The organism is Arsenicicoccus sp. oral taxon 190 (assembly GCF_001189535.1).
In the GTDB taxonomy this organism is placed as follows: domain Bacteria; phylum Actinomycetota; class Actinomycetes; order Actinomycetales; family Dermatophilaceae; genus Arsenicicoccus.
The window spans coordinates 1,731,502-1,753,564 of record NZ_CP012070.1 but is presented as its reverse complement, the minus strand read 5'-3'; the positions used below and the strand labels follow the sequence as shown (position 1 = coordinate 1,753,564).

General features: G+C 72.4%; 21 protein-coding genes. 11 read left to right on the top strand and 10 right to left on the bottom strand.

Annotation, left to right across the window (positions count from 1 at the left end; all coding sequences use genetic code 11):
* Positions 1 to 415: 415 nt before the first annotated feature.
* A complete protein-coding gene (locus ADJ73_RS08305; protein WP_050347894.1) occupies positions 416 to 1,423 on the bottom strand; it encodes a 4-hydroxy-3-methylbut-2-enyl diphosphate reductase in 1,008 nt (335 codons plus the stop codon).
* 199 nt (positions 1,424 to 1,622) lie between these two features.
* Between ADJ73_RS08305 and xseA the strand changes: the two genes are divergently transcribed.
* Complete coding sequence (xseA, locus tag ADJ73_RS08300; protein WP_050347893.1) at positions 1,623 to 2,849, top strand: exodeoxyribonuclease VII large subunit; 1,227 nt, start codon at positions 1,623 to 1,625, stop codon at positions 2,847 to 2,849.
* Between the two features lie 22 nt (positions 2,850 to 2,871).
* Here xseA and ADJ73_RS08295 read toward each other — a convergent pair whose 3' ends face one another.
* Together ADJ73_RS08295 and ADJ73_RS08290 are read right to left on the bottom strand one after the other, a co-directional pair.
* A complete protein-coding gene (locus tag ADJ73_RS08295; RefSeq protein WP_050347892.1) occupies positions 2,872 to 3,117 on the bottom strand; it encodes an exodeoxyribonuclease VII small subunit in 246 nt (81 codons plus the stop codon).
* Positions 3,118 to 3,147: 30 nt separating this feature from the next.
* A complete protein-coding gene (locus ADJ73_RS08290) occupies positions 3,148 to 3,711 on the bottom strand; it encodes a DUF4245 family protein (protein ID WP_050347891.1) in 564 nt (187 codons plus the stop codon).
* A 109-nt stretch (positions 3,712 to 3,820) separates the two neighbouring features.
* Between ADJ73_RS08290 and ADJ73_RS08285 the strand changes: the two genes are divergently transcribed.
* The gene (locus tag ADJ73_RS08285) at positions 3,821 to 4,741 is read left to right on the top strand and encodes a carbohydrate kinase family protein (RefSeq protein ID WP_050347890.1); all 921 of its coding nucleotides are present in this window, start codon (positions 3,821 to 3,823) and stop codon (positions 4,739 to 4,741) included.
* A 63-nt stretch (positions 4,742 to 4,804) separates the two neighbouring features.
* Here ADJ73_RS08285 and ADJ73_RS08280 read toward each other — a convergent pair whose 3' ends face one another.
* The 4 genes from ADJ73_RS08280 to ADJ73_RS08265 form a co-directional block, all read right to left on the bottom strand.
* The gene (locus ADJ73_RS08280; RefSeq protein ID WP_050347889.1) at positions 4,805 to 6,097 is read right to left on the bottom strand and encodes an ABC transporter substrate-binding protein; all 1,293 of its coding nucleotides are present in this window, start codon (positions 6,095 to 6,097) and stop codon (positions 4,805 to 4,807) included.
* Between the two features lie 139 nt (positions 6,098 to 6,236).
* A complete protein-coding gene (locus ADJ73_RS08275) occupies positions 6,237 to 7,181 on the bottom strand; it encodes a carbohydrate ABC transporter permease (protein WP_082176841.1) in 945 nt (314 codons plus the stop codon).
* On the bottom strand, positions 7,178 to 8,161 hold the full coding sequence (locus ADJ73_RS08270) for a carbohydrate ABC transporter permease (protein WP_050347888.1): 984 nt from the start codon (positions 8,159 to 8,161) through the stop codon (positions 7,178 to 7,180). Before ADJ73_RS08270 ends, ADJ73_RS08275 begins: the two co-directional genes overlap by 4 nt.
* A 70-nt stretch (positions 8,162 to 8,231) precedes the next feature.
* Positions 8,232 to 9,566: an ABC transporter substrate-binding protein gene (locus tag ADJ73_RS08265; RefSeq protein ID WP_050347887.1), complete on the bottom strand. Its 1,335-nt coding sequence runs from the start codon at positions 9,564 to 9,566 to the stop codon at positions 8,232 to 8,234.
* Between the two features lie 237 nt (positions 9,567 to 9,803).
* On the opposite strand from ADJ73_RS08265, the gene ADJ73_RS08260 reads away from it, so the two are divergent.
* The 8 genes from ADJ73_RS08260 (at position 9,804) to ADJ73_RS08230 (ending at position 16,619) form a co-directional block, all read left to right on the top strand.
* Positions 9,804 to 10,898: a LacI family DNA-binding transcriptional regulator gene (locus tag ADJ73_RS08260; protein WP_172669709.1), complete on the top strand. Its 1,095-nt coding sequence runs from the start codon at positions 9,804 to 9,806 to the stop codon at positions 10,896 to 10,898.
* 73 nt (positions 10,899 to 10,971) lie between these two features.
* Positions 10,972 to 12,678, top strand: coding sequence for a fumarate hydratase (locus ADJ73_RS08255; RefSeq protein WP_050347885.1), 1,707 nt, complete (start codon positions 10,972 to 10,974; stop codon positions 12,676 to 12,678).
* Positions 12,675 to 13,355 (top strand): carbonic anhydrase, encoded by a 681-nt coding sequence (locus ADJ73_RS08250; protein ID WP_050347884.1) that lies wholly within the window; start codon positions 12,675 to 12,677, stop codon positions 13,353 to 13,355. Before ADJ73_RS08255 ends, ADJ73_RS08250 begins: the two co-directional genes overlap by 4 nt.
* Before the next feature lie 43 nt (positions 13,356 to 13,398).
* Entirely contained in the window at positions 13,399 to 14,235 is an 837-nt protein-coding gene (locus ADJ73_RS08245) for an MOSC domain-containing protein (protein ID WP_050347883.1), read from the top strand.
* Between the two features lie 90 nt (positions 14,236 to 14,325).
* A complete protein-coding gene (locus ADJ73_RS17165) occupies positions 14,326 to 14,748 on the top strand; it encodes an antitoxin (protein ID WP_050347882.1) in 423 nt (140 codons plus the stop codon).
* A gap of 13 nt (positions 14,749 to 14,761) precedes the next feature.
* The gene (locus tag ADJ73_RS17825; protein WP_082176839.1) at positions 14,762 to 15,142 is read left to right on the top strand and encodes a zinc ribbon domain-containing protein; all 381 of its coding nucleotides are present in this window, start codon (positions 14,762 to 14,764) and stop codon (positions 15,140 to 15,142) included.
* 90 nt (positions 15,143 to 15,232) lie between these two features.
* Positions 15,233 to 15,580: a hypothetical protein gene (locus tag ADJ73_RS08235; RefSeq protein WP_050347881.1), complete on the top strand. Its 348-nt coding sequence runs from the start codon at positions 15,233 to 15,235 to the stop codon at positions 15,578 to 15,580.
* A gap of 61 nt (positions 15,581 to 15,641) precedes the next feature.
* Complete coding sequence (locus ADJ73_RS08230; RefSeq protein WP_050347880.1) at positions 15,642 to 16,619, top strand: vWA domain-containing protein; 978 nt, start codon at positions 15,642 to 15,644, stop codon at positions 16,617 to 16,619.
* Between the two features lie 1,121 nt (positions 16,620 to 17,740).
* Here the strand turns inward: ADJ73_RS08230 and ADJ73_RS08220 are convergent.
* From ADJ73_RS08220 to ADJ73_RS08210, 3 genes are read right to left on the bottom strand one after another with little or no spacing between them, the layout of a single operon-like run.
* Complete coding sequence (locus tag ADJ73_RS08220) at positions 17,741 to 19,168, bottom strand: dihydrolipoamide acetyltransferase family protein (protein WP_050347878.1); 1,428 nt, start codon at positions 19,166 to 19,168, stop codon at positions 17,741 to 17,743.
* The gene (locus ADJ73_RS08215; RefSeq protein ID WP_050347877.1) at positions 19,165 to 20,235 is read right to left on the bottom strand and encodes an alpha-ketoacid dehydrogenase subunit beta; all 1,071 of its coding nucleotides are present in this window, start codon (positions 20,233 to 20,235) and stop codon (positions 19,165 to 19,167) included. Before ADJ73_RS08215 ends, ADJ73_RS08220 begins: the two co-directional genes overlap by 4 nt.
* Entirely contained in the window at positions 20,232 to 21,443 is a 1,212-nt protein-coding gene (locus tag ADJ73_RS08210) for a thiamine pyrophosphate-dependent dehydrogenase E1 component subunit alpha (RefSeq protein WP_253272696.1), read from the bottom strand. Before ADJ73_RS08210 ends, ADJ73_RS08215 begins: the two co-directional genes overlap by 4 nt.
* A 149-nt stretch (positions 21,444 to 21,592) precedes the next feature.
* On the opposite strand from ADJ73_RS08210, the gene ADJ73_RS08205 reads away from it, so the two are divergent.
* Positions 21,593 to 22,051 (top strand): Lrp/AsnC family transcriptional regulator, encoded by a 459-nt coding sequence (locus tag ADJ73_RS08205; RefSeq protein ID WP_082176838.1) that lies wholly within the window; start codon positions 21,593 to 21,595, stop codon positions 22,049 to 22,051.
* Positions 22,052 to 22,063 lie beyond the last annotated feature (12 nt).

The following is a 22,063-nucleotide window of genomic DNA, read 5'->3' as shown; positions in this document are numbered from 1 at the left end:
CCGCCTCCCCCCGCCTTATCCGCGATCGTGGACGTTTTGCGCGCCCAGGCGACCCAAAGCGACCACGATCGCGGGGAGGGAGGCGAAGTGGGGCCGGTGGCGCGTCATCCCCCGTCTGGGCAGCCATCCCCCGTCTGGGCGACCGTCTCCCGTCTCGGCGACCATCCCCCGTCTGTGGCTGCAGCCCCAGACGGGGGATGCGGCCGGAGACGGAGGACGGAACCGGAGACGGGAGACGCAGCCGCAGACGGAGCCGGACGCGGGGATCACCCACCTCCCCGCGATCGTGGACGTTTTGTGCACCCAGGCGACCCAAACCGACCACGATCGCGGGGAGAGAGGCGGGGAAGCTGGAAGGAGAAGGGGCGGGCGAGGTCGCAGGGAGGGAGGCGGGGCAGGAGGAAGTGCGGGTGGGTCAGTGCAGCGAGCCGGCGTCGTGGCGCATCTTGTCGGACTGGCCGCGCGCCTTGAGCTCCTTGCGGATCTCCATCGGCAGCGCAAAGAGCAGCGACTCCTCAGCCGCCACCACCGGCTGCACCTCGCCATAACCACGCTCGGCCAGCCAGTCGAGCACGTCCCGCACCAGCACCTCGGGCACGCTCGCGCCGCTGGTCACGCCCACCGTGGTCACGCCGTCCAGCCAGGCCTCGTCGATCTCGTCGGCGTAGTCCACGAGGTAGCCCGCCTGCGCGCCGTGCTCCAGCGCGACCTCGACGAGCCGCACCGAGTTGGAGGAGTTGCGGGACCCGACGACGATCATGAGGTCGGTGTCGGCGGCCATCTGCTTGACGGCGAGCTGACGGTTCTGCGTGGCGTAGCAGATGTCGTCGCTCGGCGGGTCCTGCAGGTTGGGGAACTTCTCCCGCAGCCGGCGCACCGTCTCCATCGTCTCGTCCACGGACAGCGTGGTCTGCGACAGCCACACGACCTTGTCGGGGTCGCGCACCGTCACGTGCTCCACCGCGTCGGGGTTGTCGACGATCGTGATGTGCTCGGGCGCCTCGCCGCTGGTGCCGACGACCTCCTCGTGCCCCTCGTGGCCGATGAGCAGGATGTCGTAGTCCTCGTCGGCGAACCGCACCGCCTCCCGGTGGACCTTGGTGACCAGGGGGCAGGTCGCGTCGATGGTCTTCAGCTGCAGCCGGGACGCCTCGTCGTGGACGACGGGCGCGACGCCGTGGGCGCTGAAGACGACGGTGGCACCCTCGGGCACCTCCTGCGTCTCGTCGACGAAGATCGCCCCGCGCTTCTCGAGCGTGGAGACGACGTGCTTGTTGTGCACGATCTGCTTGCGCACGTAGACCGGCGGGCCGTAGAGCTCCAGGGCCTTCTCGACCGTGACGACCGCCCGGTCGACGCCGGCGCAGTAGCCGCGGGGGGCGGCGAGCAGCACGCGCTTGTGGTCAGTCTGCGAGTCAGTCACCGGACAAGTCTAGGCGAGCCCGCTGGGCCGACCCTGACTCGGCGGAATCAGAGATCTTCGGGTTGCAACCCGAAGATCCGGGAGCAACCCGAAGATCTGGGGGCAACCCGAGCCGCGGCGCCCGCACCGGCCCCGACACGCCCCCACCCTGGCCGGGTCGTCGCCACGGGGGTCGGCGGCGCGGCATACGCTCTCGGGCATGTCCACCCTGCCCGAGCGCGCCAACCAGACCACGGCGGAGCATCCGTGGCCGGTCCGGCTGCTGTCGATGAAGATCGCGGACTACGTCGACAAGATGTCCGGGCTCTGGGTCGAGGGTCAGGTGGTGCAGCTCAACCGCCGCCCGGGCGCGGGGCTGGTCTTCCTGACCCTGCGCGACCCCGACGTCGACATGTCGCTGTCCGTCACCCTCCCGACCCAGATCCTGGACCGTATGCCGAGCCCGCTGTCCGACGGGGCCCGGGTGGTCGTGCAGGCCAAGCCCACCTTCTGGACCAAGCGCGGCACGCTGCAGCTCGAGGGGCGTCAGGTCAGGGCGGTCGGCGTCGGCGAGCTGCTCGCCCGGCTCGAGCACCTCAAGCGGGTGCTGGCGGCCGAGGGGCTCTTCGCCGCGGAGCGCAAGCGGCCGCTGCCCTTCCTGCCGCGGCGCGTGGGGCTGGTCTGCGGCCGGGCCTCGCAGGCCGAGCACGACGTCGTCCAGAACGCCCTGCGTCGTTGGCCCGCCACGGAGTTCGAGATCCGGCGGGTGGCGGTGCAGGGGTCCGGCGCGGTCGCCGAGGTGAGCGAGGCGGTGCGCGAGCTCGACGCGCTGCGCGAGGTCGACGTCATCGTGATCGCGCGCGGCGGCGGCTCGGTGGAGGACCTGCTGCCCTTCAGCAACGAGGCGCTGGTGCGGGTGGTGTCGGACTGCTTCACGCCCGTGGTCAGCGCGATCGGCCACCACGAGGACACCCCGCTGCTCGACCACGTCGCCGACTGGCGGGCCTCCACCCCGACCGACGCGGGCCGGCGCGTGGTGCCCGACCTCGCCGAGCAGCAGGAGATCGTCGCGGCGGCCCTGGCCCGTCTGGAGCGCGGGGTCCGCAGCTATGTGGAGCGGGAGCGACGCGGCCTCGCGACCCTGCGGTCCCGGCCCGTGCTCGCCCGCCCGGTCACCCTGGTCGAGCAGCGCCGAGCCGAGCTGGATCGGTTGCTGGACAAGGCGACCCACCGCGTGGCGGGGTCGGTGCACCGGGACCGTGCGCGGGTCTCCGGGCTCGCGGGGCGGCTGCGCGCGCTCTCCCCGCTCGGCACCCTCGAGCGTGGGTATGCCGTCGTGCAGCACCGCGACGGCTCCGTCGTCACGGACCGGGAGGACGTGCAGCCGGACGAGCTGCTGCGGGTGCGGGTGACCGACGGCGACTTCGGGGTGCGGGTGCTCGGCTGAGCGCCGCTCAGCGACCGCGCAGTCAGTCGCCCTCCGCGGGTGCGGCGGGCGTGCCGGGGCGGTCGTCCCCGGCAAGGCGCGCCTCGGCCCGGTCGAGCCAGGTGGCGCAGTGCGCCGCGAGGGCCTCGCCGCGCTCCCAGAGCCGCAGGCTGTCCTCGAGCGGCAGCTGGCCGGCCTCGAGCTGGGCGACGATCGACACCAGCTCGTCCCGCGCCTGCTCGTAGCTCAGCTCGTCGATGGGGCGCTCGGTCGGGGTCTGCTCGGCCATGACGCCACCCTACGGGCCCGGCCGCCGGGATCAGCGCAGGGCCGGCGACAACCGCTGGGCGTAGGCGACCGCGCGGTCGCAGGTCTCGCCGGTCTCGACGACCGTGGTCAGGTCCGGGCCACGCCGGACCAGGGTGCAGGCGCTCCCGGAGACGTAGGACTCGACCGGCAGCGCCCCCACCCGCATGGCCCCGGCGGCGCGACGGTCCTTGACCTGCGCGGAGATCCAGGCCGGGGACGCCTGCGCCGTCTGCGCCACCGCCACGTAGCGCGGGTCCTCGACGTAGCGCACCTGCCAGGTCCGCAGCCCGTCGGCGCCCGGCGCGAGCCGCGCCACCGTCGCCCCCCAGCCGTCTTCCAGCCCGGTCAGCTCCGCGAGCGGCCACCCCGTGGCCTTGCGCTCGGCCTCGACCACCGCGTGCGCGTCGACGCTCGGACGCTCGACCTTGTCGGTGCGCACCACGAGCGCGTAGAACGCCAGCACCATCGCCGCGACCGCCAGCGTCGACCACACCATGTTGGCGAAGGTCCCCGACAGGTGGGGGTTGCGGCGTGCGGGCCGCTGCGGCTGGTCGGTCGTGGCACTGGAGCTCATGGACCCATCGTCCCCGATCGGGGCGCCCCGGCGCGAACCTCACCCGGCGCCGACCAGGGCACCGATGGATACTGGCGTGGCACACGACAGCTCGGCCGCAGGAGTGCCCATGTCCGATCGCCTTCTCGTCGTCGGCGAGGCCCTCGTCGACATCGTCCACCGGGTGGACGGCTCCGTCGACGAGCACCCCGGCGGCTCCCCCGCCAACGTCGCCATCGGGCTCGCGCGGCTGGGGCACCCGGTGGAGTTCGCCACGCAGTTCGGGCGGGACGAGCACGGGGTCATGGTCCGCGCGCACCTGGAGCAGGAGCGGCTGCTGCGGCTGACCGACGGCTCCGCCGAGGCCGAGTCGACGTCGACGGCGCTGGCGCGGCTGGACGCGGGCGGGGCGGCGAGCTACGAGTTCGAGCTGCTGTGGGACGTCGCGCGGGCCCTGGACGAGGCCCCGGTCGGGCACCTGCACACCGGCTCGATCGCGGCCACCCTCGAGCCCGGCGGGTCCGCCGTGGTCGAGGCCGCGCTGCGCGCCCGCGACACCGGCACCGTCTCCTACGACCCCAACGCCCGGCCCACGATCATGGGCTCCCCCGAGGACGTGCGGCAGCGCATCGAGCAGCTCGTGGGGCTGTCCGACGTGGTCAAGGCCAGCGACGAGGACATCGCCTGGCTGTATGCCGGCGCCCAGCCCGAGGAGGTCATGGACCTGTGGGGGCGCCTGGGGCCCGAGCTCGTCGTGGTCACCCGCGGCGGGGGCGGCGCGCTGGCGCTGGTCCCGCGCACCGGGGAGCGGCTCGTGGCCGAGGCCACCCGGGTCGTCGTGGTGGACACGGTGGGCGCCGGCGACGCGTTCATGTCCGGGCTGGTCTCGGGGCTGCTCGACGCCGGGCTGCTCGGCTCCCTCGAGGCCCGGGACCGGCTGCGGCGCGCCAACCTCGCCGACCTGCGGCCCGCCATCGACCGGGCCACGGCGTGCGGCGCCATCACCGTGTCGCGGGCGGGCGCCAACCCGCCGACCCGCGCCGAGCTCTGAGCGACCGCCGCCACCCATGACCCCGCCGCTGCGCGCTACCACCCCTGACCCCGCTGCTGCGCCCTACCGCGCCGCGTCGAGCCGGGCCACCACCTGGTCCACGGTGGCGCGGCCGGCGGTCAGGTCGACCATGGCCTTCCAGAACGCGTCCTGCCCCAGCGCCGGCGGCATCTGGTCGCTGGCGTCATACCGCACCGAGGTGGCCTGGTAGGCCGCCGACGCGATCTTGCGGGTCGTCGTGCTGGCGTAGCGCCGCAGCGCGAAGTCCTTGTGCGGAGAGATGAATCCGCGATCCTCCGAGCCCGCCCAGTCGGTCCCGAACCTCGGGTCCGTCGCCATGTAGCGCACCAGCCCCCGCGCCGCGTCCGAGGCGTCGGTGAGCAGGGCGGCGTTGTCACCGCCCACCTCGAGGGTGTCCGACACCCCGGAGGGGAAGGCCACGACGGAGGTCGTCTGGTCGATGGTGCTGCGCACCCGCTCGGGCAGGAAGCCCGCCTGCGTGGCATAGCTGCCCTGCTTGAGCAGCGCGCACCGCTGCGGCTCGGCGAAGAGCCCGTCGGCGGCGTGCCGCACGTCACGGGCCGCGGCCGCAGCCCCGCCACCCTCGACCCCGCGGGGCCCGAGCACGCGATCGGCATACGTCTGGAAGGCCTGCTTGATCCGGGGGTCGGAGAAACCGACCCGCCCGCTCACCCACTCGTCGTAGACCTGCGGCCCGGACTCCTTGAGCACGAGCTCCTCGACCCAGTCGGTCCCGGCCCAGCCGGAGTTGGCGCCGTCGGCGAGCCCGAGGCACCAGGTGGTGCGGCCCGACGCGCGGATCGTCTCGGCGGCCGCCTTCAGCTCGGCCATGGTCTGCGGCGGCTCGATCTTGAGGGTGTGCAGCGCGTGCCGGTCGTACCACAGCAGCGACTTGACGTTCATCGACACCGGGACGGCGTAGGCCTTGCCGTCGGCCTCGAGCGGCGCCATCAGCCCCGGCACCAGGTCGGCCGCGACCCGCCCCACCGGCAGCACCCCGTCCAGCTCCTGCACCGCCCCGCGCCCGCGCAGCTCGTGCAGCAGGCCCGGCTGAGGCAGCAGCGCGATGTCGGGCAGCCGGCCCGACTGCTCGCGAGCGCGCAGGTCGCGCGTGAGGTTGCCGCTGCGGGTGTAGGTGACGGTCACGCCGTGCTGGCGCGCCCACGCCCCCACGGCCTCCTGGAACCCTGCCGCCTGCGCCCCCTCGAAGGCATACATGATCTCGACGGTGTCGCCGCCCGACGGCGCGGTCGGCGACGCGGCGCCCTCCCCCTGCCCGCCGGTGCAGCCGACGAGCAGCCCCGCGACGACGAACGCCAGTGCTGCGGCACGCATCCGAGCTCCTTCCGGCCAGGCTTCGCCTGCACCCTATCCGGCCACGCGCGACCAGGGTCCGCTCCCGTGCGGGACGCGGACCCTGGTCGTGTCGTATGCCGCTCGCCACCGCCCCACGGGGCTCCGGCGACGGCGTGGCTCAGCCCTTGACGGCGCCCGAGGTCATGCCGCGGATGAAGAACCGCTGCAGCACCAGGAAGACCGTGATCGGCAGGACCATCGTGAGGAAGGCCGCCGCGGTGAGCAGCTCCCAGCCCTGGCCCTGGGTGCCCATGAGGGAGGCGAGGGCCACGGTCATCACGATGTTCTTGCCCTGGCCGAGGAAGACCAGCGCGACGAGCAGGTCGTTCCACACCCACAGGAACTGGAAGATCGCGAACGACGCGAGCGCCGGCACCGACAGCGGCATGATCAGCCGCCAGAAGATCTTCCAGTGGCTGGCGCCGTCGATCTTGGCGGACTCGATCAGGGACATCGGCAGCGTCGCCATGTAGTTGCGCAGGATGTAGACCGCCAGCGGCATCCCGAACCCGGTGTGGGCGAGCCACACCGTGAGGAACTGACCACCGATCCCCCACTTGGTGAACAGGATCGACAGCGGCACCAGCGCCACCTGGTTGGGGACGACCAGCAGGCCCACGATCAGGATGAAGAGCCAGTCGCGGCCCTTGAACTCCATGAACGTGAACGCGTAGGCCGCGAAGCAGGCGATGAGGATCGGGATGATCGTCGCCGGGATGGCCACCGCGAGGGAGTTGACGAAGGCGTTGCCCATCGGGTTGGAGCCGGTCGTCAGCACGTTGCGGTAGTTTTCCAGCGTCAGCGACAACGGGCTCTTGATGGCGTTCCACCAGCCGTCGTTGTTGGCGTCGCTGGCCGACCGGAAGGAGGTCACGAAGAGGCCGAAGGTCGGGATGAGCCACGCGATGCACAGCAGCACCACGAAGGACTCGGCGAGCCAGCCACCCTTCTTGCCGGCGCCGCCGTCCTTGGGCGCGGTCAGCCGCTGCTGCTCCGCGCGGTTGCCGTCGACGGTGGCGACGCCGCCGGCGCCGCCCTCGGGAGCGATCCTGGTCGAGGTCATCGCTGGGCCTCCTGCAGTCGGAACTGGCGGACCTGGTAGACCATGATCGGCACGATGACGATCATGAGCATCACGACGATCGCGGCGGCCTTGCCGTTGTCCATGTTGATGAACAGCTGGGAGAAGAAGGCGTTGCCGACGACGTTGGTGTCGAACTGACCGTTGGTCATGACGTAGACGATGTCGAAGACCTTCAGCACCCCGATGAGGACGGTGATGAAGACGGTCACGACGGTCGGCCACACCTGCGGCACGATGATCGAGAAGAAGATGCGCTTCTCGCCCGCCCCGTCGATGCGGCCCGCCTCGATGGTGTCCTCCGGGACCGCCTTGATCGCCGACGACAGCAGCACCATCGCGTAGCCGACCTGGGTCCAGATGTAGACCACCATCAGCAGCAGCACGTTGAACTTGAAGTTGGTGAACTGCAGCCAGGTCTGGGGCTGGCCGCCGAAGGCCGTGACGATGGCGTTGAGCAGACCCGTCTGGGGGGTGCCCGCCGGCTTGAACGCGTAGATCAGCGCCCAGATGGTGCCCGCGCCGGCCATCGAGATCGCCATCGGCAGGAAGATGATCGTCTTGGAGAGCTTCTCCGCGCCGGGGCTCAGCCGGTCGGCGAGGGTGGCGACCAGCAGGCCGAGGGCGACGACCGACGCCGGGACGACCAGGATCCACAGGAAGTTGTTGAGGATCGCGGTCTGGAAGTCACGGTTGCCCAGCAGCTGCGTGTAGTTCTGCAGGCCGACGTACTTCGAGGTGTCCGCGTTGGCGAACGACGCCTGGATCGTCGTGATCGCCGGGTAGAGCAGGAACAGGCTGATCGCCGCGAGGGCGGGCAGCAGGTAGAGGTAGGGCTTGACCCGCTCCTCGCCCTTCTTGCCGCCGAGCGCGCTGAGCTTGTCCAGCACCCAGAACAGCACCACGGCGCCGAGGACGCCGAAGACCACCGCCAGGACGGCGTTCGCAATCTTGATTCCCATCAGGGGGTCCTTTCAGGCCCAGTGGTGGGACGGGGCCGCGCAGCCCCGCCCCACCAGCACCGGGGCTGCGTCAGCTGGCCGGCCAGGAGTCGTCGATGGCCTTCAGCGTCGCGTCGAGGTCGGCCTTGCCGGTCGTGTAGTTGACCATGCCGGTCCAGAACGAGCCGGAGCCGACGGCACCGGGCATCGCGTCCGAGCCGTCGAAGCCGAGAACGGTGGCGTTCTTGGCGATCTTCGCGATCTCGCGCAGCGTGTTGTTGGGGTACTTCGAGTCGTCGAAGCTCTTGTTGGGCGACAGCCACGCACCCGTGGCGGCCTGGGACTCGCCCCACTTGGGGTCGGCCACCATGTGCTCCATGACCTTCTTGACGTTGCTGTCGTTCTTGGTCAGCGCGGCCGCGAGGTCACCCGCACCGAGGACCGGGTGCTCCCCGTTGACGGACGGCGTCTGGAAGACCCCGACGACGTTGTCGATGTCCTTGAAGATGGTGTCCGGGAAGAAGCCCTTCTGGGTGATGAAGTTGCCCTGCTTGCCGGTGAGGCACTTCGGCGGCTTGGCGAACATCGGGTTGAGGGCGGTCGCGAACTGGATGCTGGCGGCGTTCTGGCGTCCGCCATACATGTAGCCGTCGGTGAGGACGAGCTTGTTGTAGATGTCGAAGGCCTTGCGGACCTCGGGGGAGTCGAACTTGATCTCGTGGTCGACCCACTTCTTGTAGACGTCCTTGCCGCCGGTCTGCAGGACGTAGTCCTCGATCCAGTCGGTGCCCGGCCAACCGGTGGCGGGGCCAGAACCGAGGCCGAAGCACATCGGGGCGACGCCGTCCGACTTCATCTTGGCCAGCAGCGCCTCGAGCTCGGCCTGGGTCTTGGGGACCTCGTAGCCCTTCTGCTTCCAGGTCGCCTTGTCGTACCAGTAGAGCGACTTGATGTTCATCGCCATCGGCGCGCCGTAGACCTTGCCGTTGACCGTGGCGGCGTCCAGGAAGCCGGGGATGATCGAGGACTTGACCTTCTCGACGTCCGTCTGGGTCGACAGCTCAGCGACCTTGCCCTTGGTCGCGAGCGACTTCAGGATGCCGGGCTGGGGGAAGATCGCGATGTCCGGCGGGTCGCCCGCCTGGATCTTGGTGGTGATGAGGTTCTGGAAGTTGTCGGACTGGTTGTAGTCGAACTTCAGCGCCGGCGACTGCTTGGCGCCCCAGTCGTCGAGCTCCTTCTTGAAGGCGACGTTCTGGTCGCCCGAGAAGGCATACATGATGCTGATCGTCGTCTTGGCGCTACCCTGTCCTCCGCCGGACCCGCCGGAGGACGAGTCGTTGCCTCCGCCGGAGAGGCACGCGCTCGTCGACGTCGCGACGAGCCCGCAGAGCACGGCGGCCATGGAGACCTTGCGGATGTGCATGGAGTGACCTCAATCCCTTGTCCATCGCCACTCGTGCACCGGGGGCGGGCAAGGTCCCCGGGCCCCTCGGCCAGGGTGCCTGCTCGCGGCGCTGCGGGCGGCCTTTGACGTTTTAGTGCCCCCAGCATCGGGCGCGCACCCCGAGCCGTCAACGGGGTCGGCGCAATGCAACGTTCTTGTGACATGCGCCGCTTCATCGATGTACGGATCGATCACAGAGGCGGTATCTTCCGCCGCATGGCGCCCCAGGGACTTGACCGCCGCCCGACCCTCGCGGACGTCGGGCGGATGGCCGGCGTCTCCCCCACCACGGTGTCCTTCGTCCTCAACCCGCGCTCCAAGCAGACGATCAGCGCCGCGACCCGGGCGCGCGTGCTGCAGGCCGTCAACGACCTCGGTTACCGCCCCAACCGCACCGCGCAGTCGCTGCGCCGCAGCCGCACCGGCACCATCGGGATCGTCGTGGACGAGCCCGCGATGGAGGCCTTCGCCGGGGAGACCGTCAACGGCGCCCACGACCTGGCGTGGAGCGAGGGCAGCGTGCTGCTGGTGACCCACACCGGTCGGCGCCCCCACGGGATGCGGCTCGCCATGGACGAGCTCGCCGACCGCCAGGTCGACGGCCTGATCGTCACCTGCTCGGGCACCCGGGCCCTCGAGCTGCCCGAGACCCTCCCCCCGCTGCCCCTGGTGCTCGCCAACGCCTTCGACGACACGTATGCCGTCCCCTGCTTCCTGCCCGACGAGAGGTTCGGCGGGCGGGAGACGGCTCGGCTGCTCTGCGCGGCGGGGCACCGGCGGCTCGCCTACCTGACCGGCCACGCGGGGGCCTGGGCCACGTCGCTGCGCCTCGAGGGCTTCCTGGAGGAGGTCGAGCAGCACGGCGTGGCCCGCGGCGACGTCGTGGTGCGGGAGGGCTACTACTACGTCGACTCCGGGCACGCGCTGGCCCGCGAGCTGCTGGCCCTCCCGGACGCGACCCGCCCGACCGCCATCGCCTGCGGCAACGACCGGATGGCGCTCGGGGTCTACCTCGCCGCCGCCGAGGCCGGGCTGCGCATCCCCGAGGACCTGTCCGTGGTGGGCTACGACGACCACGAGCCGGTCATCACCCAGCTGCGCCCGCAGCTGACGACGGTGCGGCTGCCGCTCTACGACATGGGCCGGCTCGCCGCGGAGGCCCTGGCGCACGGGTCCGTCGGCCAGCTGCCGCAGCGCACCTACCTGCCGTGCCCCGCCGTGCCGCGGGACTCCGTGGCCGCAGCCCCGGGGCGGCATACGGACGGGCGCGGGCCTAGGGTTAGGGAGACCGGACGGGCCCGCCACAGGTGACGGGCAGGCGAGGCCCGGGGCGCGGCGCGCACCCCCGCTGCGCCGTGACATGTGAAGGAGCAGGAGCACCGAGATGCCGGAGTTCGCCTACGAGGCCCTACTGCCGCACGGCCACGACGACACCCCCTACCGCCGGCTGACGTCCGACGGCGTCGAGGTGGTCGCGGGGCCCGACGGCACGGAGTTCCTGCGGGTCGCGCCGCAGGCCCTGACCCTGCTCGCCGAGACCGCGATGCACGACATCGCCCACTACCTGCGGCCCGCGCACCTCGCCCAGCTGCGCACGATCCTCGACGACCCGGAGGCGAGCAACAACGACAAGTTCGTCGCGCTCGACCTGCTGAAGAACGCCAACATCGCCGCCTCGGGCGTGCTGCCGATGTGCCAGGACACCGGCACCGCGATCATCAAGGGCGAGCGCGGCCAGCACGTGCTCACCGAGGGCGTCGACGAGGAGCCGCTGGCCCGCGGCGTCTACGACGCCTACACCACGCTCAACCTGCGCTACTCCCAGAACGCCCCGGTCACGATGTGGGAGGAGAAGAACACCGGCAGCAACCTGCCCGCCCAGATCGAGCTGTATGCCGACACCGAGCGCGGCCACGAGATGGAGTACTCCTTCCTCTTCATGGCCAAGGGTGGCGGCTCGGCCAACAAGTCCTACCTCTTCCAGGAGACCAAGGCGATCCTCAACCCGGACGCCATGATGCGCTTCCTCGACGAGAAGATCCGCGGCCTCGGCACGGCGGCCTGCCCGCCCTACCACCTGGCCATCGTGATCGGCGGCACGAGCGCCGAGCTCGCCCTCAAGACCGCGAAGTACGCGAGCGCCAAGTACCTCGACACGATGCCGACCACGGGCAACGCCGCCACGGGCCGCGGCTTCCGCGACGTCGAGATGGAGGAGCAGGTCCTCGAGCTGACCCGCCGGCAGGGCATCGGGGCGCAGTTCGGCGGCAAGTACTTCTGCCACGATGTCCGCGTCATCCGCCTGCCCCGCCACGGCGCGTCGCTGCCCGTCGCCATCGCCGTCTCCTGCTCGGCCGACCGGCAGTGCCGCGGCAAGATCACCCGCGACGGCGTCTTCATCGAGCAGCTCGAGATGGAGCCCGGGCACTACCTGCCCGACACGACCGACGAGCACCTCGCCGAGGGCGCGCAGGAGGAGGGCCGCAGCGCCGACGTCGTCCGGATCGACCTCAACCGCCCGATGGACGAGATCCGCGCCGAGCTGTCCAGGCACCCCGTGCGGACCCGGCTGTCGCTGACCGGCCCGCTGGTCGTGGCCCGCGACATCGCGCACGCCAAGATCAAGGAGCGCCTGGACGCCGGCGAGGAGATGCCGGGCTACCTGAAGGACCACCCGGTCTACTACGCCGGCCCCGCCAAGACGCCCGAGGGCATGGCATCGGGGTCCTTCGGCCCGACGACGGCCGGGCGCATGGACTCCTACGTCGACCAGTTCCAGGCCGCCGGGGGCTCGATGGTGATGCTCGCCAAGGGCAACCGGTCCCAGGCCGTCACCGACGCGTGCCGCACCCACGGCGGGTTCTACCTCGGCTCCATCGGCGGCCCCGCCGCGCGCCTCGCGCAGGACTGCATCAAGGACGTCCAGGTGCTGGAGTACCCCGAGCTCGGCATGGAGGCCGTCTGGCGGATCGAGGTCGAGGACTTCCCCGCCTTCATCGTGGTCGACGACAAGGGCGACGACTTCTTCGCGGAGTTCGCCAAGCCCGTCGCCATGACCATCACCACCCGCCCCGGACTGGAGAAGTCATGACCGCCGCCACCGAGGACCACCCCGTCACCCCGGCGCAGGCCTGGCAGCGGATGCTCGCGGGCAACGCCCGCTTCGTCTCCGGCGACCGGCTGCACCCCAACCAGGACGTCGACCGCCGCACCGAGCTCGCCGGCGGCCAGCGCCCCTTCGCCGTGCTCTTCGGGTGCGCCGACAGCCGCGTCGCGGCCGAGATGATCTTCGACCAGGGCCTCGGGGACCTCTTCGTGGTGCGCACCGCCGGGCACGTGCTCGACCCCTGCGTCATCGGCACCATCGAGTTCGGCGCCGGGATCCTCGGCACCCCGCTGATCGTGGTCATGGGCCACGACGCGTGCGGGGCGGTGCGCGCCGGCATCACCGCGGCCGACAGCGGCGAGATCCCCGGCGGCTACATCCGCGACCTCGTCGAGAAGGTCATGCCCTCGGTCGTCCAGGCCCGCTCCCAGGGCGACGGTCGCACCCCGGCCACGGCCGAGGACATCGGCGCCTGGCACGTGCGCCGCACCGTGCGGATGCTCGCCGAGCGGTCCGCGCTGATCCAGCAGCAGATCCTCGCCGGCAGGCTCGCCGTCGTCGGCATCAACTACGCCCTCGCCGACGGCGACGTGCACTACATCGACCACGTGGGAGACATCGGCGACCTGCGCGACGTCGCCGACGCCTCGGACGACCGATGACCCGCCTCCCCTCCCGCCGGTCACCGCGCGCGATCGGGACCGTATGACGCCCGCCGCCCACCTCGCGTCCCTCACCACCTACCCCCTCAAGTCGGGGCGGGGCATCGCGCACGACGCGTGGCCGGTGGAGACCTGGGGGCTGCGCGACGACCGCCGCTGGATGGTGCTGGAGGCCGACGGGTCCATGGTCAGCGCCCGCAAGGACCCGCGGCTGCTCACCGTCACCGCGGTGCCCCACGAGGACGGCCTGCACCTGGCCGCACCCGGGCTCCCCGATCTCGTCGTGCCGGTGCCGCGCGGGGCGGCATACGTGACGGGTGAGGTGTGGGGCGCGGCCGTGCGCGGGCTCCCGGCCGGGGACGCGGCCGACGCCTGGGTGCGCGGCCTGCTGGGGCGCGCGGGGCTGCGGCTGGTGTGGTGCGACGACCCGGGGTTCCGGCCCGTCGACCAGGACTTCGCCGGGCCCGGGGAGACCGTGGCCTACCAGGACGGCTTCCCGCTGCTGCTGACCTCGACCGCCTCGCTGGCGCTGGTCCAGCGCTGGGTCGACGCGACGACGACGGAGCGCGGCGAGGAGCCGATCCCCGTGACGATGGGGAGGTTCCGGCCCAGCGTCGTCGTCGACGGGCTCGACGAGCCGCTGGTCGAGCAGGGCTGGGACCGGGTGCGCATCGGCGAGGTCACCTTCCGGATGGCCAAGCACTGCGGCCGCTGCGTGATGACCACCTACGACCCCGCCACCCTGGTCAAGAGCAAGGAGCCGCTGCGGTCGATCGCGGCGCACAACACCATCGACGGGCGGATCGTCTTCGGCGTCAACCTCGTGCCCGAGAGCACCGGCACCCTCCGCGTGGGCGACGAGGTCACGGCGCTCGGTTGACCCCTGCCCCCGCCCGGCGGGGATAGCGCACCCCCTCCCCGGGGTAGGTGAGTCGGTCAGAGACGTCTCGCCTCGTCCTCAGGAGACCCGATGACCACCGGACCCACCGGCACCCCGCCCCAGCAGCCCGGCCCCTCCGGCTCCCCCCTCGAAACCTTCCTGCACGGCGCCGAGGACGCGGTGGTCCAGGCCCGCACGCAGGTCGCCCGGACCACGCAGGCCAACCGCGGCAAGATCTCCGGCGCCCTGGACAAGCTCGTCCGGACGGTCGACGACAAGACCGGCCGCAGGTACCACTCCCAGGTCCAGACCGCCAAGGGCTGGGTCGAGAAGGGCGTCGACGTCGTGGCCGGGGCGCCCGCGGCCCCGGGGGCACCGGCCGGGTCGGCCGCTCCGTCCTCGCCCGCGCCGGGAGCGCCTGCCGCACCCACCACGCCCACCACCGCCGCCCCCGACAAGCCCAAGGAGGGCTGGCACCGCGGGCCCGACGGCCAGTGGACGCGGTCCTCCTGAGGCGGAGCCGACGATGAGCTGCTCCCACTGCGGCGCCGCGATCTCCGACGGCGCCACCTTCTGCCCGTCCTGCGGGGAGATGGTGCTGACCACGCCCCCGGCCGCGACGCCGCCTCCCCCGGCGCCAGGCCCGGGCTCCACCCCGGCCGCGCCGCCCGGCACCGGGTCCGGAGGTGCGCCTGGGCAGCGCCCCCGCCCGCAGGTCGTGCCCGCGCCGCAGCGCCCCACGCGGCAGCGGCCCCCCAGCCAGCCCCGAGCGCGGACGCGGCCGCAGGTGCCCCAGGGCCCCTACCCCGGTCGGCAGCAGGGACCGTATGCCGGCTCCCCTGGCCCCCAGGCGCCGCGTCAGCAGTACCCGCCATACCCGCCTCAGCAGTACCCGCCGGAGCAGTAGCCGCCACAGCAGCCTCAGCGCGGCGGCCCCGGCTACCCCGGTGGCTACGGCGAACGCCCGCAGGTCCGGCGGTGGCCGGGCTCCGGGGCGATGCTCCTGCGCCTCCTGCTGCTGGTCCTCGCGATCCCGGTGATCCTGGCCGTGGCGGGCGCCATCCTCGGCTTCAACCTGCTGTCCGCCGGCGGGGGCGACTCTGCCGAGCCGTCGGCCGATCCGACCCCGGTCTCCACCTCGTGGACCAGCCCGACCACGACGGACGGCGCCACCTCGACGGACAGCCCCACCGGCTCCGCTGGCGCGACGTCGACCGCCGCGACCTCGCAGGCCTCCACCTTCGCCACGGCCTACCCGCCGGCCCGGATCACCGGCCGCGAGTCTCTCGCACCGGCACCGGCGCGCTGGTCTTCCTCTACGGCGGCGAGGCGGGTGCTCGGCTGACCACGACCATCCGTCCCAGCTCGTCCCACCCACCCATGACCCACCCATCACGGAGGACCCGATGACCCAGCCCCCGACCGACCCCACCCAGCCGGCACCGAACCAGCCGGCACCGACCCAGCCCGTGCCGACGGAGCCCACCGCCCCGGGCGTGCCCACGCCGCCCAGCACCCCGCCCGCGGCCCCCGCGCCGGGCGAGAACCCGGTGGACCCGACCCAGCCCGTCGCCCCGCCGGCTCCCGTCGAGTCCCCCGCGCCGGTCGAGGCGCCCGCCGCCGCTCCGGCTCCCACCGCGACCCCGGCGCCCGCCGCCCCGGTGGCGCCTCCCGCGCCGGCCGTCCCCGCGCAGCCGGTGCCGAGCTCGATCGACACCCCCGCGCCGCAGGACGACAAGGCCAAGCTCCTGCCGTTCTACCTCGTCTGCGACGTCTCGCACTCCATGGTCGAGAGCGGCGCCCTCACCGAGGCCAACAACATCCTCCCGAGCCTGGTCCAGGCCCTCGAGAAGGACCCGATCATCTGCGACAAGGTCCGCTTCGGGGTCATGGACTTCAGCGACGACGCCCGCATGGTGCTCCCGCTGTGCGACCTGCTCGAGCAGACCACCCTGCCCCAGCTCGAGGGGCGGGGGCGGACGTCATACAAGGCGGCCTTCGACCTGCTGCGCACCCAGATCGAGCGGGATGTCAACCAGCTCAAGGCGGACGGATTCGCCGTGCACCGGCCGGCCGTGTTCTTCCTGTCCGACGGCGCCCCGACCGACGCCGAGCCGGACTGGAAGGCCGCCTTCGCCGCGCTGACGCAGTACGACAAGGCGTCGGGCACGGGCAACCGGATGTACCCCAACATCATCCCGTTCGGCCTCCAGGGTGCCGACCCCCGCATCCTGCAGGAGGTCATCCACCCCAAGAACCCGCCCGAGCGCGCCATGCGCCTCTTCATGGCCGACCAGGACCAGACCGCGGCGTCCGCCGGTCGCAGCTCGGGCAGCTGGAGTACATCGCCGAGGGCGGTCAGGGCCGGGTCTACCGGTGCCTGACGCTCCAGCTGCCCGACGTGCACCACCACCTCGCCTACAAGGAGTTCAAGGCGGGGCAGCTCGCCAGCGGCGGGCTCGAGGCCATCGTGGGCGTGCGCTCGCGCATGAGCGCCCCGGACCGGGACCTGCTGGACTCGAACGCGGCATGGCCGATCCGGCTGGTGCGCGACCAGGGCCGCGTCGTCGGCCTGCTCATGCCGCTCATCCCGGACTCGTTCGTGCAGGTCGGACACTCCATCACCGGCTCCGCGATGCGCAAGGAACGCGAGATCCAGTTCCTCTTCCTTGCGGCCAACCGGTGCGCCAAGCTCGGCTTCCCGCTGGTCAACCTGCACCAGCGGCTGCACCTGTGCGAGCAGCTCGCCCGCGTCCTCGCCCTGCTGCACACCAACAACGTCGTCTTCGGCGACTTCAACGCCAAGAACGCGTTGTTCTCCGTGGGGCCGGGGCGCGCGGACGCCGGGATCATGCTCGTCGACTGCGACGCCGTGCGGGTCCGCGGCACCATGTCGGCCGTCCCCCAGCTCAACACCCCGGACTGGGAGCCACCGGCCGCCGAGCGGAACCAGCTGACGAGCTACACCGACGTCTACAAGTACGCCCTCTTCGTCCTGCGCTGCCTGTCCCCCGGCACCAACGCCTCCACCGCCCGCGACCCCCGCCGGGTCGCCGACATCCTCGACCCGGAGGGCCAGCACCTGCTCGCCGCGTCTCTGTCCGAGACGCCCGGGCACCGCCCGTCGTGCACGCAGTGGGCCGACTACTTCGCCCGGTTGCGCGCGGCTCGGCTCGCGGGCCTGCCCGTCGCCCCCGCGGCGGGGTCGACCACGGTGGGTGCGGCTGGGGCAGGTACCGCGGCGGGGAACACTGCCGCGGGCGGGGCCGGAGCAGCGAGGCCGGCAGCCCCCGCACCGACGACGCAGCCCGGACCCGCGTCCTCCCAGGGCGCCCCCGCACCCAGCACGGGTGGCTGGCGCCGCGCCCCTGACGGCTCCTGGGTTCGCTGCCCCCTGCCGCTGACCCCTGCCGCTCACCCCAGTCGCCGCTCACCCCTGCCACCGTTCACCTGCCCCGGCCCCGCCCCGCCCCACATCGCGAGATGGGGGCGGGGACCGGGCAGTTCAGAGGTCGAGCAGCAGCGTGGTCGGCCGCTCGATGCAGTCGGCCACGTAGCGGATGAACCCGCCCGCCGTCCCGCCGTCGCACACCCGGTGGTCGAAGGTCAGCCCGATCGTGCCGACCGTGCGGACCGCCAGCTGCCCGTCGACGACCCACGGCTTGTCGATCAGCCGCCCGACGCCGACCATGGCGGCCTCGGGGTGGTTGATGATCGGGGTGGAGCCGTCGACGCCATACCCGCCGTAGTTGTTGAGCGTGAACGTCCCCCCGGTCATCTCGGCCGGGGACAGCGTGCCGTCCATGGCCTTGGTCGTGAGCTCGCGCAGCGCGAGCGACAGCTCGCCGAGGCTCATCTCGCCGGCGCCGTGCACGACGGGGACGACGAGACCGCGCGGTGACTGGGCCGCAAAACCGAGGTTGACGGCACCCTTGACCACGACCTCGTTGGCCTCGGTGTCCACGGTCGCGTTGAGCTCCGGGTATCGCCGCAGCCCCGCCACCATGATCCGCGCCAGCAGGGCGAGCACGCCGAGCCGCGCCTCGGGGCGGGCGTCCGCGAGCTGCCTTCGCACCGCGAGGAACTCGGTCGCGTCGACGTCCACCCACGTGGTCGCGTCCGGGATCTCCCGGCGCGAGGTGGCAAGCCGGCTGGCGATCGTGCCCCGTATGCCGGTCAGCGGGATCCGGCGATCCTGGGCCGGGGACGCCGAGCCGCTCGACGGGGCAACGGTGCTCGACGGGGCAACGGTGCTCGCGGAGCCGGCCGCGCCCTCGACCGCGGCCATCACGTCGCAGCGCCGGATGACGCCGCTCGGCGCGCTGGGGGTGATGGTGCGCAGGTCGATGCCGTGCTCGGCGGCCAGCGTGCGCACCAGCGGGGAGATCACCCGCACCGGCGCCCCCGGCTTGCTCGAGATCTCTGGCGTGGCAGTGGGCTTCGCCGGCGAGTCGGTGACCGGCGTTGCGGTGTCGGGCATCTCGGGCGACGCGGACGGCAGCGACGAGCCGGCGGCCGGCGCCGTGGGGGCACCCGTCCCGGCGCGGCGCCGGCGTCGACGGGAGCCCTCGCTCGTGCCGTAGCCGATGAGGACGTTGCCGGACCCGGCCCGCTCCTCCTCACGGTAGGCATCCACCGCCTCGGAGGGCTGTCCTGAATCGCCTTGCCCATCAGGGTCGCTCACGTCCGGGCCCGCGATCTCGACGGTGATGAACGCCGCCCCGACGTCGACGACGTGCCCCGCCTCGCCGTGCAGGGTGACCACGCGTCCGGCATACGGGCAGGGCAGCTCGACCTGGGCCTTGGCGGTCTCGACGACCGCGATGGGCTGGTCGACGACCACCTCGTCGCCCGGGGCGACGAGCCAGCTGACGACCTCCGCCTCGGTCAGGCCCTCCCCCAGGTCGGGGAGCAGAAACACTTTGCTGGTCATCGGGGCTCACCTCCGGTCGCGGTCGACGCGTGCCGCAGGTCGGGCTCGTCGTCCCACTGCAGCCGCCCCAGCGCGTCGAGCACGCGGTCGACCGAGGGCAGGTGGAGGTGCTCGAGCTTGGGTGCGGGATAAGGGATGTCGAATCCGGTGACGCGCAGCACCGGGGCCGCGAGCGAGTGGAACGCCCGCTCCTGCACCCGGGCCGCGATCTCGGCGCCGACCCCCGCGAAGCCCTGGGCCTCCTGCAGCACCAGGCACCGCCCGGTGCGGCGCACGGACGCCACCACGGTCTCGTCGTCGAAGGGGACGAGCGAGCGGACGTCGACGACCTCGACGTCCCACCCCTCCTCGCGTGCCGCCTCGGCCGACTCGAGCGCCACCGACACCGTCGGGCCGTAGGCCACGATCGTCGCGGCCTCCGCGCCCCCGGAGGCGGGGCGGCGCACCAGGGCCCGCCCGATCACCTGGTCGTGGGTCAGCTCTCCCGAGCCCCAGCGCGCCGACAGGTCGTCCAGGTCGACGTCGGCCTTGGACCAGTAGAGCCGCTTCGGCTCCATGAAGACGACGGGGTCCGGGTCGTCGATGGCTGCGCGCAGCAGCAGGTAGGCGTCCTCGACCGTGGCCGGCGTGACGACCTTGAGGCCAGGGGTCGCGGCGTAGTAGGCCTCGGAGGAGTCGCAGTGGTGCTCCACCCCGCCGATGCCGCCCGCGAAGGGGATCCGGATCGTCATCGGGATCGTCACCGAACCCCGCGTGCGGTTGCGCATCTTGGCCACGTGGGAGGTGATCTGCTCGAACGCCGGGTAGGCGAAGGCGTCGAACTGCATCTCCGCCACGGGACGGAATCCCGCCATGCACAAGCCGATCCCGAAGCCGATGATCCCCGACTCGGCGAGCGGCGTGTCGAAGCAGCGGTCGTCGCCATACGTGCCGGCGAGGCCGTCGGTGATCCGGAAGACGCCCCCGGCCACCCCCACGTCCTCCCCGAAGACGAGGACGTCCTCGCCGGCGGCGATGGCGTCCGCGAGTGCCCGGTTGAGCGCGGCGGCGAAGGTCACGGGGCTCATCGGGTCGCCTCCTGGTGGTCGTGCGCATCGGCCTCGAGCTCGGCCTGCAGCAGCGCGCGCTGCTCGCGCAGCTGCGGCGTGGGCGTCGCGTAGACGTGGCGGAAGAGGTCCTCGGGGTCGGTGGCGGGGTCGGCGTTCATCCGCTCGCGCAGGTCGGCGGCGAGACGCTCCCCCTCGGCCTTGGCCTTCGTGACGAAGTCGTCGTCGACGAGACCCTGGGCGCGCAGGTACTTCTCCAGGCGGGCGACGGCGTCCTCGTGGGCGATCGCCTCCAGCTCCTCCTTGGAGCGGTAGCGCAGGTGGTCGTCGGCGTTGGTGTGCGCCTCCAGGCGGGTGGTGTGCAGCTCGAGGAGCACCGGGCCCTTGCCCTCGCGGGCCCAGGCGACCGCCTTGTTCATGACGGCCATCACCGCGACGGCGTCGTTGCCGTCGACCTGCTCGCACACGACGCCGTACCCGATCCCCTTGTAGGCCAAGGACGGAGCCGCCGTCTGCTTGCTGAGCGGCACCGAGATCGCCCAGCCGTTGTTCTGGATCACGAAGACCGCCGGGACCTTGAAGACCGCCGCGAAGTTGAGCCCCTCGTGGAAGTCGCCCTCGCTGGTGGCGCCGTCGCCGATGAAGGCCATCACCACGGTGTCGCGGCCGCGGCGCTGCTCGCCGTGCGCCAGGCCCGCCGCGTGCAGCAGCTGGGTGGACAGCGGGGTGCACTGCGCGGCCACGCGGGTCGCCATGACGTCGTATCCGCAGTGCTGGTCGCCGCGCAGCAGCGTGAGCACCTCGACCGGGTCGACGCCCCGGGACACCAGGGCGACGCTGTCGCGGTAGGTCGGGAACACCCAGTCCTGGTCGCCGAGCGCCAGCACGGTGCCGACCTGGCACGCCTCCTGGCCCCGCGAGCTCGGGTAGACGGCGAGCCGCCCCTGCTTGGTCAGCGCCGTCGCCTGGATGTCGAACCTGCGCCCGATGATCATCCGGCGCAGGCACTCGACCAGCTGCTCGGGCTCCGGCTCGGTGTAGTCGTCGGTGACCGGGTCGATGCGGTTGCCGGCGTGGTCGAGGAAGCGCACCGGCTCCGGCGCGGGGATCAGCCCCCGCTGGAAGGGCTCGTGGTGCTCGGCGTCGAGGCTGGTCGCGGCCTGCGCGGCCGCGCGGCCCGCGACGTGGTCGGCCGGGGCCGGCCCCGTCGGGCTCTGGTCGGGTGTCACGGTGGACGACCTCCACGTATGTCGCGACCGGGCAGCTCCGTCGCCGCCGGCCTGTGTCGTCCGGCCATCGTCCGTCACAACGTCGGATGGTTCAATGCATGCGTGGAGGACTCGACAGGTGGCCCTCCGAAGACCCATCAGGAGGCCAGATGTCTGGCAGGCTCGAGCTCGACGAGGTCGATCGCTCGCTCGTCGCTGCGCTGGTGGCGGACGGCCGGGCGTCGCTGCGCGCCATCGCCGAGCGGCTGCACGTCTCGCGCGCGACGGCCTACGCCCGGCTCGACCGGCTGGTGGAGGCGGGCGTGGTCCAGGGCTTCACCGCCCGGATCGACCCGGAGGCCGCGGGGCTGGGCACGTCGGCATACGTGCTGGTGTCGGTCGAGCAGAACTCCTGGCGCGAGGTGCGCGACGCGCTGGTCGGGGTGCCGGCGGTCGAGCACACGGCTCTGGTGGCCGCCGAGTACGACGTCATCGTGCTGGTGCGGGCGTCGGACAACGCGGCGCTGCGGTCCGTGGTGTTCGACCGGATCCAGACGATCCCGGGGGTGACGAGCACCCGGACGCTGCTGATCTTCGCCGAGTCGCGCGGCGCCGGCCCCACCCTCTGACCCAGCCCCCTC